This window comes from cyanobacterium endosymbiont of Braarudosphaera bigelowii, assembly GCF_020885515.1.
GTDB classification, from domain to species: Bacteria; Cyanobacteriota; Cyanobacteriia; order Cyanobacteriales; family Microcystaceae; genus Atelocyanobacterium; species Atelocyanobacterium thalassa_A.
Map to the genome: position 1 here is coordinate 114,737 of NZ_AP024987.1, position 15,753 is coordinate 130,489.

Annotated in this window: 17 protein-coding genes and 1 pseudogene; 7 read left to right on the forward strand and 11 right to left on the reverse strand. The window is 28.3% G+C overall.

The annotated features are described in order from the left end of the window. Positions 1 to 109: 109 nt before the first annotated feature. Positions 110 to 250, forward strand: a pseudogene (locus LPC16_RS06220) (NAD(P)-binding protein); the annotation flags it as partial. Between the two features lie 76 nt (positions 251 to 326). On the opposite strand, the gene LPC16_RS00545 reads toward LPC16_RS06220, so the two are convergent. The 5 genes from LPC16_RS00545 to LPC16_RS00565 form a co-directional block, all read right to left on the reverse strand. Next, positions 327 to 1,691 carry a phosphodiester glycosidase family protein gene (locus tag LPC16_RS00545; RefSeq protein ID WP_229637355.1) on the reverse strand — a complete coding sequence of 455 codons (1,365 nt, stop codon included), beginning with the start codon at positions 1,689 to 1,691 and terminating at the stop codon, positions 327 to 329. Positions 1,692 to 1,947: 256 nt separating this feature from the next. Further along, positions 1,948 to 2,124: a hypothetical protein gene (locus tag LPC16_RS00550; protein ID WP_229637356.1), complete on the reverse strand. Its 177-nt coding sequence runs from the start codon at positions 2,122 to 2,124 to the stop codon at positions 1,948 to 1,950. A 372-nt stretch (positions 2,125 to 2,496) separates the two neighbouring features. After that, positions 2,497 to 2,982 (reverse strand): DUF4079 domain-containing protein, encoded by a 486-nt coding sequence (locus LPC16_RS00555; protein ID WP_229637357.1) that lies wholly within the window; start codon positions 2,980 to 2,982, stop codon positions 2,497 to 2,499. Between the two features lie 72 nt (positions 2,983 to 3,054). After that, the gene (locus LPC16_RS00560) at positions 3,055 to 3,309 is read right to left on the reverse strand and encodes a CRR7 family NDH-1 assembly protein (protein ID WP_229637358.1); all 255 of its coding nucleotides are present in this window, start codon (positions 3,307 to 3,309) and stop codon (positions 3,055 to 3,057) included. 21 nt (positions 3,310 to 3,330) lie between these two features. Continuing rightward, entirely contained in the window at positions 3,331 to 4,116 is a 786-nt protein-coding gene (locus LPC16_RS00565) for a hypothetical protein (protein ID WP_229637359.1), read from the reverse strand. A 427-nt stretch (positions 4,117 to 4,543) separates the two neighbouring features. On the opposite strand from LPC16_RS00565, the gene LPC16_RS00570 reads away from it, so the two are divergent. From LPC16_RS00570 to LPC16_RS00580, 3 genes are all read left to right on the forward strand, one after another. Further along, positions 4,544 to 4,783 (forward strand): RNA recognition motif domain-containing protein, encoded by a 240-nt coding sequence (locus LPC16_RS00570; RefSeq protein WP_040054569.1) that lies wholly within the window; start codon positions 4,544 to 4,546, stop codon positions 4,781 to 4,783. 731 nt (positions 4,784 to 5,514) lie between these two features. Next, positions 5,515 to 5,760, forward strand: coding sequence for an RNA-binding regulator (locus tag LPC16_RS00575; RefSeq protein WP_040054568.1), 246 nt, complete (start codon positions 5,515 to 5,517; stop codon positions 5,758 to 5,760). Positions 5,761 to 5,878: 118 nt separating this feature from the next. Beyond that, positions 5,879 to 6,046, forward strand: coding sequence for a hypothetical protein (locus LPC16_RS00580; RefSeq protein ID WP_229637360.1), 168 nt, complete (start codon positions 5,879 to 5,881; stop codon positions 6,044 to 6,046). An 88-nt stretch (positions 6,047 to 6,134) separates the two neighbouring features. Here the strand turns inward: LPC16_RS00580 and murJ are convergent, their stop codons facing one another. From murJ to LPC16_RS00595, 3 genes are all read right to left on the reverse strand, one after another. Beyond that, positions 6,135 to 7,730, reverse strand: a complete 1,596-nt coding sequence (gene murJ / locus LPC16_RS00585; protein ID WP_229637361.1) for a murein biosynthesis integral membrane protein MurJ — start codon at positions 7,728 to 7,730, stop codon at positions 6,135 to 6,137. Between the two features lie 308 nt (positions 7,731 to 8,038). Beyond that, positions 8,039 to 9,358: an ABC transporter substrate-binding protein gene (locus LPC16_RS00590; RefSeq protein ID WP_229637362.1), complete on the reverse strand. Its 1,320-nt coding sequence runs from the start codon at positions 9,356 to 9,358 to the stop codon at positions 8,039 to 8,041. Between the two features lie 90 nt (positions 9,359 to 9,448). Further along, entirely contained in the window at positions 9,449 to 9,688 is a 240-nt protein-coding gene (locus LPC16_RS00595; RefSeq protein ID WP_229637739.1) for a ferredoxin-thioredoxin reductase variable chain, read from the reverse strand. Positions 9,689 to 10,409: 721 nt separating this feature from the next. Between LPC16_RS00595 and fabZ the strand changes: the two genes are divergently transcribed. After that, complete coding sequence (fabZ, locus tag LPC16_RS00600; protein ID WP_040054564.1) at positions 10,410 to 10,886, forward strand: 3-hydroxyacyl-ACP dehydratase FabZ; 477 nt, start codon at positions 10,410 to 10,412, stop codon at positions 10,884 to 10,886. Between the two features lie 360 nt (positions 10,887 to 11,246). Here fabZ and LPC16_RS00605 read toward each other — a convergent pair whose 3' ends face one another. From LPC16_RS00605 to LPC16_RS00615, 3 genes are all read right to left on the reverse strand, one after another. Further along, positions 11,247 to 11,507, reverse strand: coding sequence for a SemiSWEET family sugar transporter (locus LPC16_RS00605; RefSeq protein ID WP_040054563.1), 261 nt, complete (start codon positions 11,505 to 11,507; stop codon positions 11,247 to 11,249). Between the two features lie 510 nt (positions 11,508 to 12,017). Next, positions 12,018 to 13,058 (reverse strand): hydrogenase expression/formation protein HypE, encoded by a 1,041-nt coding sequence (gene hypE, locus LPC16_RS00610; protein ID WP_229637363.1) that lies wholly within the window; start codon positions 13,056 to 13,058, stop codon positions 12,018 to 12,020. A 236-nt stretch (positions 13,059 to 13,294) separates the two neighbouring features. Then, positions 13,295 to 13,948 carry a YggS family pyridoxal phosphate-dependent enzyme gene (locus LPC16_RS00615; protein ID WP_229637364.1) on the reverse strand — a complete coding sequence of 218 codons (654 nt, stop codon included), beginning with the start codon at positions 13,946 to 13,948 and terminating at the stop codon, positions 13,295 to 13,297. A gap of 216 nt (positions 13,949 to 14,164) precedes the next feature. Between LPC16_RS00615 and cofG the strand changes: the two genes are divergently transcribed. After that, positions 14,165 to 15,124 carry a 7,8-didemethyl-8-hydroxy-5-deazariboflavin synthase subunit CofG gene (gene cofG, locus LPC16_RS00620; RefSeq protein ID WP_229637740.1) on the forward strand — a complete coding sequence of 320 codons (960 nt, stop codon included), beginning with the start codon at positions 14,165 to 14,167 and terminating at the stop codon, positions 15,122 to 15,124. A gap of 241 nt (positions 15,125 to 15,365) precedes the next feature. After that, on the forward strand, positions 15,366 to 15,716 hold the full coding sequence (locus tag LPC16_RS00625) for a slr0373 family blue light stress response protein (protein ID WP_229637365.1): 351 nt from the start codon (positions 15,366 to 15,368) through the stop codon (positions 15,714 to 15,716). The last annotated feature ends 37 nt before the right edge of the window (positions 15,717 to 15,753 follow it).

Genomic DNA, 15,753 nt, shown 5'->3' on the forward strand with positions numbered 1-15,753 from the left:
AAGAAACATTTCTTTATTCATTATGTGCAAGAAAATTAATTACTTTTTATTATTTCTTCATTTACTTTAGTAATTTTACAATTTCTTAGTTCCTCTATTCTAGCTGCTTCCTAACAAGGAAATAGAATGCGAAATATTAATAGTTGGTGGAGGAATTGCTAGTACTGTTGCTGTTTATGAGAGTCTATTAGCTGGAAGGACTGTCTGTTTAACAGAACTTAAAGATTGAATTGGAGGACAAATTTCTTCTTAAGGAACTTCTACACTAGATGAAAGACCTACTCAACGATCACAATTTTTTATCCTTGAGGATAATTGAATAAAATTTATTGAGAAATAAATACTCCAATCCCATTATGGACTTTTGCCGCAGTAGGTGGAAAACGATCAACTAAATAACCTCCTAAGACTAAACTAGTAGAACCTCCCCCATCTAAATTCAAGGCACTAATAGATCCTAACTTTTGCATAATTTGTGCCATTTCATTTAAATTAACCCCTTTACTGTTTGTACTATTATGAACTGTTACTAATATGATTTTTTCTTTACTAGTTATACCTATGGCACTTCGAGATGCTTTTTGTTTCTGAAAACTTTTAGTAAATTTTTCGTCTTGTGTATTTAAAGAAATAAAGCCATTATTTATCAATAAAGGTCCTGCGCCTAAGATATGAGAAAGTTTATTAAATTTTTTAGGAACGGTATCACTTCTTATTTTCAACTTATTTCCTATAGAAAATAAATTAGATTTAAAAATCTTTTTACGAATTACTAATAAGTACCCGTTATCAGGAATATTGTAGGACTGTTTTATGTTCTTTGATTTTTGTTTTCCTATTACTTTATCATTTTGAACAGAAACAATAATTTCGTTGTTGCTGAAACTCATATAGTCTTTCCCCCACTCAGAAGTATAGCGAGATATTCCAGCTTGAATATATCCACTATTCAAGCATTGAATAGTAATCTGTTTACCATTACTCATAATTAGAGTTTCTTCTAGGCTTAAGTTATCAATAAAAAATTGTCCATTTTCGTTCCAGCCAACAGCCCCACGTTCTAAAATAGGACTTGACAACCAATTATTATTTTGACGGATAGCTCCTAAAGGAAGCTTATTATTTCTATTAAAAAAACCTCCATTAATTGCAGCTATAACTTGCCATTCTTTTGCAATTTTTTCTAAGGAAGAAGTTCCAACTTGACCATTAAAATTACTAGTAATTGGCTTTAAAATAACTTTTAATGATTTATTGTTAATTTCTAAAAGATTTACAGGGAAAATACTATAACCTTTCTTATTTTGAACTGTTATAAACTGTTGTCGCCAAATAACACCTGGAACCCAGATAATCTCTTTAGGAAGAATTGTTTTAGTAAGAGTGTAGACACTGTCATGCTTGATTTTAGAAAAAGTGAAGTTATTAAAAATATTAGTGTGCAATAGGTTAATTTTAAATTCTGATAATTCTTTATTCTCATTGGATAAGAGTAAAGAATTATGGAATGAATAATTAATATTATGTATTCTCTTATTGGTAATGTCTTCAAAACTAGAAAATGAAAAAAAATTATTATAGGAAGATATGTTTTTAGCGTTTCCTACTCTATGAACTAAAGTATTAAGAGGTAACTCTAGTAATAGAAGAATAGATATAAGTTTAAGAAGATACCACATAAATTTAGTCACTTTTGAATCCTCATTAAATATATTACAGAACATAGATTCTACTCTAGAAAAGTCTTGGACAACTTTAAAATATATGATCAGTTTAGTTTGTATCTTCTCTACATTTCTATTAAGAGTTAGAATATTACTGATTATAATTATCTAAGTTAACTAGTTATTTATATTAATAATTGAAAAGCAACAAGAAATTATTGTATTTCTTGTTGCTTTTCAATTATTAATATAAAGTTTAAAAAAAATTACTACCTTTCAACAACTATAAATTTTCAGGAAAAACTTGTTCAAAATTTGTAATAAGTTCATCTAATTCTTCAAGAGCTTGTTTCACATCAATTCTCAGAATGCCTAGATCTGGTTTTTCTAACAGTCCTACTAAAAATTCTCGTTTGTCTTTGATCAATTTTACTTGTTCCTGAATTGTTTCTTTAGTCATTTTTATTATCCAAAAACTTATTCTAACCTTAACATAAAAAAAATCTCTTTTAGACTTTTTTCAATCAACTTCTTTTACAAGTATTATTTCACTGAGTGCAATATTTAATATACGTCTTTACATAACAGTCTAATAAAAAATATTGAACTATATATTTTTGCAAAAATTAAACATTTTATTAGTTTGTATATGAGTACATGACTAACTTTAAAGCTAGACGTTGCATGGTATCTTAATTGAAGAAATATTATTTAATAAGAATTAAAGCAGTACAGTGATATGAACTATGTATTTTAAAAAGAAACTATTTAAATTCATCTTGTAAAGTGATGAAGGAAAAGTAGCAATAAACCTTACGCTTTCTCTATGTTTTTATCCTTGTGTTATAGATATATTTTCAATGATTTTCTGAACTATCTCTATACCACTAATAACCTGCCAAGAAAATAAAATAACAACACAAAAATTTAAAATCATATGTGTATGACGAGCTAAATCATTTCCTTTTTGCATAAAAGGTACTAAAGATGTAGAAGTCGTAACTAGACCCGTTATGGTTAAGCCAACTAGTAAATGGGGACTAAAAAATAATTTATCATTATTAACATAGGTTATGGCCATACCACCAAGATTACCTAAGACTATTATGTTCAGAAGTAGTGCTCCTAATTGATAATGTCTGTTATTATTTTTTTTTTCTATCAATTCTTTTCTAATTTGTTTATCAGAAGTACGAATATATCGTAGCTGAAGCCCTAAATACAAGACATAAAAGAGTAACAATAATGTAGCTAACATTATTATAGGATGACTGAATTGTGACCAAAACTTAATAAACTCTGATGTGTTAGTGACCATAATATTAATTAGAATTATCTAACAAAAAATCCATATAAGTTAAACTAACATATAATTAAATAAGAAAAAAGCTTATTTTTCTAAACGTACTACATACCACTGTAGGTAAGTATCAGGGCCCATCTCTAGATCACAAAAATTCTCCATTAAATATTTAGCTTGAGATTCTAAAAATTTAATATTTTGCAACTCTCGAGGTAAATCATCTTGACGATCAGACAAAATATTTTTAAGTTTTTCTAATAATTCTTCATAGGTTAAAAATTCTTGTTTATTTGGTTCAAGAACAATAAAACCATCTTGCTGATGCATAATTGAGTCTGACATGGTATTTAAAAAATAATTTGATTAGAGATGTCTTTCAAATATAACAACTTGCTTACCTACTACCGGACTTCTTGCAATAACTATATTGTCTAAATTTTTAATAATTAACTTTGAAAAATTTAGCTTTTGTACATGTACGAAAATTTCTCCAGCCCAACTATCTTGTTCTTTTACTGGTAAATCATACCATTCTGTATTGACAAATAATATTAAGCTATTTTTAGAGTAATCGATTTCAACCTTATTTATAAGCGTTTCATAATAACCAGCTATTAAATTGTCTATCTTATCCTGAATATTAACAATAAGATTTTCTTCTGGTGTTAATAACTCTGAAACGAATACTTCATTATTTTTTGGCTCAATAGTTTTAATTAAGTTTGGATGATTAATAGTTTCTACACGCGTAGATTCAATATTTTTATTCTTAATAAGTAAAAATACTACTACAGTAAATAATATAATTACGATGGTTAGATATACAGTTATTTTTTTTATAGAAGTCAAAGAATTTTGGAAATTAGCTAGAGTATTAAATAAAGAATATTTATAAGTATTATCTATAATCTGATTTTCTGTATTCTTACTATTAATAGAGCGGTTCATAATATGGAGTTTTAATTCTTGCTCTATAGTGTTATTAATTATTTTTATATGATTAGCTAAAATATCCATTTTCTTTACATGCAGTGAAAAATTGATATTGTTGCAACTGATGTTATTTATATAATGATAAACTTCTGAAACTATTGATTCTAGCAGCTTTTCTTTAATAATGTTATCTTCCAATTTATTAGTAATATTCATATAATCTAAATTTATTAGAGAGTCTATTTAATTTAACATAACTCTATTTTTGCGTATTTTTAACCATTAAACTATAAAAAATTGTATAAAGAATGGTGCTTCTTAATAAAATATAGAGAATAAAACTAAAAATAAAATATTTTGAAAGCTAATTTATTAATCAGGCTTTATTTTGGACATAATAACGCATAAAAACTTATGTAAAGATCCTTCCTTAATAAACTATCACAATTTTAATTTAACCTTTTATTTTGCATATAAAATTGATTTGATTTAGAAGAAAATGTTAGTATTGTTCGAAGAACGAGAATAATAATCATTAGCTTAGTTTGTTATCAATATTGTATGATTTCATTCAAGACTAATATTGGCTAACTACTAGCAAGATTTTATCTCTTAAACACCTAGGATTAAGGAAAGCACTTCAATGACAATTTATATGCGACAAATTCCTACTGGTATTACAGAGGCCGAAGTTACCGATGTTTTTAAAAAACACGGAGAAGTTAAACAAGTTCGTTTCCCTCTTGATCCAAAAACTGGAGAAAGAATAGGATATGGCCTAATAGATATGGGCGATAAAGAACAAGAAGAAGACACAATTGAAGAACTAAATGGAGAAGATTTAAAAGGAGTTAAACTTAGATTAAATAGAAATGTTGATTAAACAAAATAAACCCAACAATTATTATTTGTCTTAAATAATCAATGCATTAACTTCATTTAAACAATTTTGCTCTTAGGTTGTCATAAGAATTAACCCAACTAGGTTTTGGTACTAGCGAATATATCCACTAATTACCATTAAGCATTTCCATAGCTTCATACTTGGTTATCATCAATTGTTATTGACAACCTTTTTTTATATAAATACAAATTACTTGATTAATATCTTTATAGGTACTAGTTAGTAGTAGAGAACAACCAAATTCTAGTATTTGTTAGGTAATAAAAGTATTTTCAATATCTTCTACAGTTACATGATATGTGCTAATTAGTCTTATATATTTAATCATCTAAATAACTTGTATAGATATATGTAAATAAATAGTAATAACTAATAAATCTTGAGTATTTTAGAATATAATAATCACCTTATTATCTTTACAATATAGAGTAGGTAGCCTGTAGCTATTATATATTTTAAATAAAATATTTATTTCTGATATGAAAATATAACCTTATTTATGAATTGCTAAAATTTTGTTTATTAGTTAATTTTGGAAAATTGCTCTTGCTCAAAATAAAGTGTTAAGATAATCCATGATAATCGAGGGTGAGGATCGGTAGTCAAGTTTGTTGTCAGTATCGGGTAGATGCTTGTCCGAAGTTAATATTGGCCAACTGCTCTCCGAAGTTTTGTCTCTCTACAATTCTAAGATTAAGGAGAACATCCCCATGTCAATTTATGTTGGCAATCTTTCCTTCAAGGCAACAGAAGCAGATGTTACTAATGTCTTTAAAGAATATGGTGAAGTTAAAAAAGTCTATCTTCCTTCTGATCGAGAGACTGGAAAAATGCGAGGTTTCGGTTTTGTAGATATGGAGACAGAAAACCAAGAAGCTACTGCGATTGATGAGCTGAACGGAACAGAATGGATGGGGAGAATATTAAAAGTTAATAAAGCAAAACCCCGTGAATAGACTTCTAGATATTAATTCAACAAAATCAATTAAAATTGTAGACTCTAACTGACTACCCTAGAAACTTTTTGTTTATTTCTATTGGAAAACTGTTTATTACTTACATAGAGGATATATTATGGCTAAACGTCGAAACTTAAAAAAGGAAAAAGCTGAAAGAAATCAAGCATATGCTCGTCAATTCCGTCAGAAGACTTCTCGTTCTTTTTCTAGAGGAAGATCTTATTCTAACAATCGTAGTGATCAAGAAGATACAAATGATGATGATACTAGCACTAATAACTAAAAATATTTGTTTTTGAGCAATATATGGAAAGTGGGAATTTTAAGATTCCCTTTTCTAATATCCAGTTTTTTAAAAAGTTCTATAATTGTTACTTTAATTTTCTCTTCAGCTGATTACTTAATAGCTCAATTTCAGGTAATTGTAATTGCATAGATAAGATGAAAAATATTCCTAAAATGGAACTACTGGAAATAAATAATTGTAAACATTGTAATCCTAAATTATCGGCACTATATATGTGGTGCAATAAATAGTTTACTATCCAACCTACCAAAGCTGCTATGAAAGTTATTGCTACAAGGTTTAATATACCTATAATCCATTTTTTCACTGGTAATTTATTTAGACGATTGTCTAGAATTACCAAAAATATAAATATAGAAATTAAATTAACTAGAATAGTGGCAAATACCAATCCAGGTGTACCGAAAGACTGATACAAGAGAAAATCTAATAAGCCATTCAAAAATATATTAAACAGACTAACGCGAAAAGGTGTTCCACCATCGCCTAATGCATAGAACACTCTAACTAAGACATCTCTTACTAAGTAAAAAAACATTCCTGTTCCATAAGCAACTAGAACTGGAGCTACTATAATTGCATCATTTACCTCAAACGCACCACGTTGATAAATTACACGAATAATATTAGGAGCAAGAGCAATAAAAACTGCTGTTAAAGGCAACATTGTTAAAGCACTTAAAAAAATACCTTGACGAATCCTTAACTTTAGCTCGTTCCAATTTTCTGGTGTAGTTAATTGTGAAAAAATTGGCATAAATGGGACTAAAATCATATTAGAAATTATGCCTAAAGGAGTTAAAACGATAAAATTAGCATATCTCATTGCCGCTGCTGCATCAGGAATAAATGATGCAAAAAATAAGTCGGTATAAACATTAATATGTAACATACCTGAAGCAAAGGTAGCTGGAACTAGTATTTTTGTTATATCTTTTAATCCAGGTATATTAAATTGAAAACGTAATCTCAGCCCACCCATCCCTTTTCTCCATTGAGCTTGAAGCTGAGCTAACCACTGTAATAAACCACCAAGTAAAGTTCCTCCGGCTAAAACCATACCTCCTAAGTACCAATTTTCTTGTTCATTTATATTTTGACCTGTATGCCAAATCAAAGCCCATACTCCAAAGGATATAACCACACTTGAAAACAAAGGACTAATACTAGGCAATAGATACTGATCCGCAGCGTTAAGAGTTCCAAATCCTATACCAATTAATCCTGATAATAATGCTAATGGCGCCATGATTTGCAATTGTTCAATAGCAATTAGCTTTACCTCTCCTTGAAGTCCAGGAGCTAAAATTGAAATAAATGTATCGGCAAATAAAATGAGAATAATAGTAATTACTAATAATAATATAGTTACTAGTGTGGTAACTGATTCAACTAAAGGTGCTATTTCAGTTTTTTTCCGTTTAGATAAAACACTTATAAGAGAACTGTGAAATGGTCCATTAATTCCTCCTAATAAAATTAGGAAAAAACCAGGAACAACATATGCATAAGAATAAGCATTGATAACTGGCCCCACACCAAATGCTGCTGCAATTGATTGTTCTCGAATTAATCCAAATAATTTACTTATTAAAGTTGCAAATGCTACGATTCCAGCTACATCAATTAAAGAACGAGATTTTTTTTTATTTAGCGACACAAAATTTCTCACGAAAAGCTAGTCACTATTATTAAAGATTTTGCTGCAGTAGGCAAGATATCAGTATATTAAGGTTATGCCTTTTTTTAAAATTAATAAAGACTCTTAAGAGTCTTTATTCTAAGCTATAAATAAGATATATTAAAGACAATAACTTTTTCACCTTGATCATACTAAAAGCTTATTTAATAAGCCAGACAACAATGCATTATCTAACTACTAATCTTTAAAGTTAAAATTTTGTAAAGAATAATATAAAGTAGCAATTTTATATTATTCTAACGTGAAATTGAATTTATATAGACGGTTTAATCATTATTAGATTTTTGTTTTCCCAAAAGATATCTGGTTTCAGCGGCGGCTTTCTCCATAGCCACTTCTGGCCGTAATTGATTAGTAATAGCTGCGCTTAAATAACGCTGTAAAATATCGGAGGCTTGTGCATACTGAGGTATTGGTGGACGTAAAATCGAGTTTTCTATTACATTCAATAACTGAGGATAATAAGAAAACTTAGTTAGTATATCAGAATCATTAAACAAAGAACGACGACTGGGAACATATCCTGTTGCTAGAACAAATCTACGTTGCACTTCTTCACTGCTAAAAAATTTAATTACTTCCCAGGCTGCATCAGGATGTTGACTGTTTTTTGTAATACCTAATCCCCAACCTCCTAAACAGGAACCACTAAAGTAATTATTAGCGTGAACCATGGGCTTAATCTTAAATTTTCCTTTAATGGGAGAGCTATGATCAGATAATAGTCCAAAGGCGTAAGGCCAATTACGCATAAAAACAGCATTTCCAGTTTGGAAAAGGCGCCGTACTTCCTCCTCGGCATAAGTAGTGACTCCCATAGGAGAGATTTTTTTATCTAGCGTACTGCGTAGAAAGTTAACTGCTTCAATAGCTGTTGTACTATCCAGGCCAACTTCCAAAGTATAAGGATTTATCCAAAATGCACCATACCCACTTAAGACTTCCATAAACATCGCAGATAATCCTTCATATTGTTTACCAGTCCATAAGTAACCCCATTCAGCTAACTTTTTTTCTTGTAAAATATGAGATATATTTATTAGCTCTGTAAAAGTATTTGGAGGTTGATATCCATTTTTTTCTAATAAGTCACTACGATAATAAAGAATACCCCCATCAGAACGTATAGGGATACGATATAACTCACCCTGATACATTCCACCGTTAATATCCCCCTCTAAAAAAGCTGCTAAATCTACTTTTGATAGTCTGTCTGATAAACTTCTTAACCATCCTGCAGCAGCGAACTTAGATACCCAGACAATATCCATGAACACTAAATCATAAGGAGAGTTGCCTAATAAGAAAGAAGAAGTATATAAATCTTCAACTTGATTAGTAGCATTAGGACCCTCGATAACCTCTAATTCTATATCAGAATGTTGATCATTAAATTCTTTTACAAAAGGTTCCCATTGAGTCGCTTCTAACGCCTGCATCATTAATGTAATTTTTACAGGTTCAGCAGAAGAACTTTGTATGATAAATAAACAAGTTAACAATAAACAAAAAATTACCAACACTAAGAAACGAGTAATAAAAAAAAAATTAATTGGTAACAATTTGATTAACTGATTAACTTTCATAATAGTCTCTATAGATACATTTATGTTTTTATTTCTGAAGCAAAAAACAACTAGTAATAAAAATAGAAAGAGGTGAGTAATCTCATTGATTTAATAACTTTCAGTTTTTTTTAGGATTTCTACTTCACTATTACAGACATGAACTTTAAACTTTTCACTAATTTTAACTAATAACGGTAAACTGGCACTAAGTGGTCTACCTTCCCAGTCACTAATGATATTAATAATTTCTCCTTCCATACCTTTTAAATCAAATGCTTGTTGCCTATGTTCCGGATGATGATAAACAATAACAGACTCTATAATACGAATGCGATCTCCAATCTTCATACTCATCAGTTATTAAAAGTTTTCTCAATAAAAAGTTAATAATCATACTATCTTTACATAAAGTGTCATCAGATCATAATTATTTAAAAATTTTCTTATTTTTAAATAATTACTTAATTCTAAGAAGTTAAAGATATATTTTATAGTATGATCTAAGAAGATTATCAATCTTAACAGATAAGATTATCCTAAGCTTATATTAATAATTGATAGGTAGAATAATTTTTATTTTTATCTATTCATTATTTGATATCCAAAGTTTTATATCTACTATACTATTAGATAATATTTATAGAAATAAGCATTTATGATTACTCTCTATAAATAGTCCTAAATTTTTTTTTAGAATGAATAATTACGTTATTTTATTTATTGAGTAGTAGGCCATTTAATATTAAAACAGTTATTTTAAAATATTTATTAAAAGTTTCCTATTGTAGATTGATCTGTTATCGTCTTAATATCTATATCAGATAATTATTATGTAAGGCAAAGAGGAATTTAAAAAAAGTCATCATTATAATACAAGTTTTTTGTACTATATTTGATAACATTCTGTTTTCTATTTATAACTTCTAATTTAGAGTTTTTAAAACATATATATTTGTAAACCGTTAAAAATTATGAAATGGTTTATGAATATACTTAAATATACAAAATAAAGAAAAATACCATTTTTATTGGTAACCTATAAGCTATTATATCTAAATATAGTGATGTTATGGAAGAATTTATAGAAGATCTATCTAAGAATAGTGAATATAAAACTCAATATACTATTCAAGAAATACAAGAACTCCTCCCTCATCGATATCCTTTCTCCTTAGTTGATCGTATTATCGATTACATACCTGCTAAAAAAGCAGTCGGAATTAAAAATGTGACTATTAATGAACCTTTTTTTGCTGGTCATATTCCAAGTCTTCCAATTATGCCGGGAGTACTAATTTTAGAATCTATTGCTCAAGTTGGAGGGGTTATTCTAACTCTATTACCAGGAATGAAAGGAGTATTTTTTGCTTTTGCAGGTATTGATAAAGTTCGTTTCCGTCGTCCCGTAATTCCTGGAGATCAATTAATAATTACAGTTGAGTTATTAACTTTAAAGAGAAACAGGATTGCAAAAATGAAGGGTGAAGGTACAGTAAATGGAGAATTAGCAGTTCAAGGAGAAATGTTATTTTCTCGTATTGATTAATAAAATTTTCCAAAAAAATATAATAATTTATGCTTAAGTAATAAGAATAATTTTAAATATAAAACTGTTTCAGAATTGTAAGTAAATTACTTATAATAAGATAACCTTATAAAAAATATGGTTATAAAATCAATATATTCAACGAAAAAAATTGATTTTAGAAACTTTATTTTGAAAAATTTAGTAGTGAATAAAAGTATAAAAAGTTTCGAAGGAATCTTTTTATAAAAAAATAACTTTTATTGATAAATAATAACTATTTATTTAACAACTACTTAAGGAAATCCTAAAGTAGTTGTTGGCCTTAAAAGTTAATGAAATATTTTCCCTAAATTATTTTTAGGAAAATAAATTTTTCAATTACTTATATTTAAGTTTCATGACTAAAATAGGAAAAGCTAGAATAAATGTAGCAATATTAGTCATGATAATTGGGATATCTTTTTGCAAAATACCATAGGTAATCCAGAGGAGTAATCCACAACAAAACAGTAGAAACATAGCTAAAGAAATATCTTTGGTTACGCGAGTTTTCCAGGTTTTTACCAATTGAGGATAAAAAGAAATAGTTGTTAACGAGCCCGCGCATATACCGATCCAAGTAAAAGCATCAGCGTCCATAAGTCAAAATAGATGATTAATGAGTAGTTAAAATATGGTAATGACAATAGTTTATTAATCGCCATTCTCCATAATTAATTTGTAAGATGAGCTTAAGGTAATGAATATCTAATAATTATACCCTAACTCCACAGTATATTCTACTAACTATAAATAACCAAAATAGCTTATATCAAATACAGAAATAACTGTCTTAGAATAGCTTAGTTATATAGCTATATACTTCAGCTACAACCAAAGAAATAAGTTATTAAATTAACTATTAAATATAGTATAATTCTGATTAGCTAAATAAATTATTTTTAATTAATCAGAATTAAGAGTATTCGCTATTTCAGGTAAGATGATTTTTATCTTCTAGAGCAAAAGAACTTTATAAGTGTAAAAAATTACTAATAAATAGTTTTAGAAAATTAATTTTCAATAAAAAAAACAGCTATATAAAGTGCTTTGAAACATTAAATCAAGAAGTTGATATTTTCTGTGAGATAAAGTTATTACAAGTAATTTTTAACAAATTCTTGGCAATTGTTCCCCACTTAACATATCAATGATCCTGGTTGTTCCTATTTCGTTTTTTAAAGTAACTAGACCTGTATTTCGTTCAGTAACCTCACCAATGACACAAGAACTATCAGAAAAAGATGTCATAATTTCTAACGCTTTATCTACAGAATCTTCAGGTATAAAAGCAACGAATCTACCTTCGTTGGCAATATATAAAGGATCAAAACCTAGAATTTCACAAGCCCCTTTTACATCTTCCATTACAGGAATTGCCTTTTCTATAATATTTACTCTGATTTTTGCACTGTCAGCAATCTCATTTAAACTACTAGCTAAACCACCTCTTGTTAGATCCCTCAAACAATGAATCTTTACCCCTTGTTTTATCATTTCTAAAATAACTTGATGGAGTGGTTGACAATCACTTTTAATTGTTGTTTCTAATTCTAATCCTTCCCTCATAGCCATCACAGAAATACCATGGCGACCTATATCTCCATTAATTAAGATTTTATCTCCTACTTGAACTGATTCAGGAATAATAAATTGATCATGTTCTATAACTCCTATCCCTGAACTGTTAATAAAAATCCCATCTCCTTTCCCTTTATCTACAACCTTAGTATCTCCTGTAATAATTTTTATACCTGCTGTCTTTGCCGCTCTCTGTAATGATTGAATAATATCCCACAGGTCTTTCATTTCAAATCCCTCTTCTATAATAAAACCTAAGCTTATATAAAGAGGACGAGCTCCGCTCATGGCAAGATCATTTACAGTTCCGTTGATAGCTAAACTTCCAATATCTCCACCAGGAAAAAATAAAGGATGTATAACATAAGAATCAGTTGTAAATGCAATTTTATTCTTAGGAATATTAACTACGGAGGAATCATGAGGCGAAAATTCTTTATTCATCTGAAATGATGAAAATATCATTTTTTCAAGCAATTGCTGCATAAGTTTCCCTCCTCCTCCATGAGCTAATAGAACTTGAGGATATTGTTTAAGAGGAATAGGACATACAGTTTGAAGATTAATCATATACTTAAAAAATATTATTTCTTCTAATCCTAGAATAAATACTATGATAAATTTTGTATCTTTAATTTTTTTTAATTAAAGAATGCTATGCAAATACTCAAAGTTCTATATATTATTTTCTTGATTTCAGAAAAGACATTACATATTAAGATATTAAAATTAACTAATATTAATTTTATAAATACAACATAATATTTTGACCATTAAATAGTAGTACTTAACTTAGTAATCATGAATTATCTTGATTCAAAGATAGCTTTTCCTAAGCGTATCATGGTTGTCTTTTTTCGTATTGCTAATAAATAATCATTAGACATTCCCATGGATAACTCCTTTAAAAATAATGAAGATTTTTCCGTAATATCTTGAGCTAGATTCTGTACTTTCTGAAAAGCATACAAAGATTCACTGCTTGATAAATTGAGTGGTAAAATTGACATTAATCCATTAATTGTAAGGTTTTTACATTTTTCCAGTTCATCTAAATCTTTCCAAAGTTGTTCTGACGACCATCCGTATTTATTAGGATCTGACATGATCTTCACTTGCAAACAAATATGAGGTGAAACAGAAATATCATCTATTATTTTATTTAAGTGCTGTGCCAATTTAAGACTATCAACAGAATGGATCCAACAAAAATTTTCTAAAACTTTCTTAGCTTTGTTTGTTTGCAGATGGCCGATAAAATGCCAAGATATATCACTATATTCCTTAAGCTTTTCTTGCTTTTCTAGAGCTTCTTGAAGACGATTTTCAGCAAAATCACGAATTCCAGAATTATATGCTTCTTTAATTTTTTCTACTGATTGTTGCTTACTAACAGCAATCAAACGAACTGAAGATGGCACTTGGGAGATAATTCTAGTAATATTTTCGCTAATTTTCATTGAAATTTAAAACAAGAACTTTTAGGTATATGATTAAAGACTACTATGATTTCTAATACGATTTCTATTGTAACTGATTAGTTAGGATAAAATATGATTATAAGTTATTACTTCTACTAAGATGTTATTATTAGATCATAATTATGATTTTATTAGTTCTTTGTAATCAAGCATATTTAAATTTTAAAGCCGAAAATTTATTTAAAAGGATATAAAATAATGAAGGAAATAACTTATAGTCCTTCTTATACAATTGTTATAACTTATGAATGTTTTAATTATTGTACATATTGTAACTTTAGAGTCAATTCAAAATTAGACAGTTGGTCAAGGATAAGAAAAATAAATTTTTTGTTGGAGAAAATACAAAACAAGTCTATCAGTGAAATTTTAATTCTTAGCGGGGAAATTCATCCTCAATCTCCAGTAAGAAAAATTTGGTTACAAGACATATATCATTTATGTCGACTTGCATTGTCTATGAATTTCTTACCTCACATAAATGTTGGACTTTTAACTTATACAGAAATGAAAATTCTCAAAACAGTTAGTATCTCAATGGGGTTAATGATTGAGCAACTTACTCCTATATTATTGAATACTGTTCATTATAGTGCACCTAGTAAGATTCCATATTTAAGATTACAACACTTAAGTTGGGCAGGAAAGCTACAGGTTCCCTTTACAACAGGAGTGTTATTAGATATTGGAGAGAAAGAAGAGAACTCTTGGGATACTTTCAAAGAAATTGCCTTAATTCATCAAAAATGGAATCATATACAAGAAATTATATTGCAACCTTATAGTTCTAACATAAGACAAAAGTCAAATATATCAATTTCTAATCAGTACCAGTTAGTTAAATTAATTAGTAAAGCTAGAAATATTCTACCAGTTTCTATCAAATTGCAGCTTCCTCCTAATTTAATCCAAGATTCTAATTATTTATTGCGCTGTCTTAAAGCAGGTATTCAAGATTTTGGTGGAATCAGTCCTAAAGATGAAATAAATCCAAGTTACTTTCATCTTTCGAAAGAGAAACTATCCAAAATATTAAAATATGGGAAATGGAAGTTGAGAGTACGGCTACCTATCTATCCCAACTATGATAAATATTTATCTCAATCCTTACAAACGGTTGTAAATTTTTGGCAAAGAAATAAAAGGCTCGATTAAAAAATCATTTCTCAATATCAATAAAATACTAGTCATAGTTTATATTTTATTCAAATATCTAGTCAAATGCATACCTGTTTAATAGAATAATCGGATAAAGTTTTTTATAAAATTATTTTAGGGAACTTTAGTCATAAATATAGTGACTATTCTTCTATAACGTTTTTATGGATTGACAGCTTTCTGGCAATTTATAAAATTAGTTGTATTTATATGTAAGGGTAGCTTTAAGTTAGATAGTATGCAAAACAAACAAAAAGTCACAATATATATACCCTCTGAGATTCATAAACGTCTTAAAATTAGAGCCGCTACTGACGAAGAGTCTATGTCTTTCATAGTTGAAAAAGCAGTTAATTTCTATCTTAAGCATTCCACTAAAGTTAAGAAGTTAGAAAATCTAAATTGTGGGAAAATTCATCAAGTGCATTTTTGTCCAGAATGTAAAGCTGCTGTCGTAGTAAATGATAGACAAATTTTTTCTTTAAAAAATCAATCTGACATTGTTCAAGACAATTTTTCACTTAACGCTAGAGAGAAGAAACCTCTTAATACAAGTATCTCAGACAAAGAAACATTTGTTTTTTATTAATTGATATTATTAATCACTATTATCTTTAATTGATTCT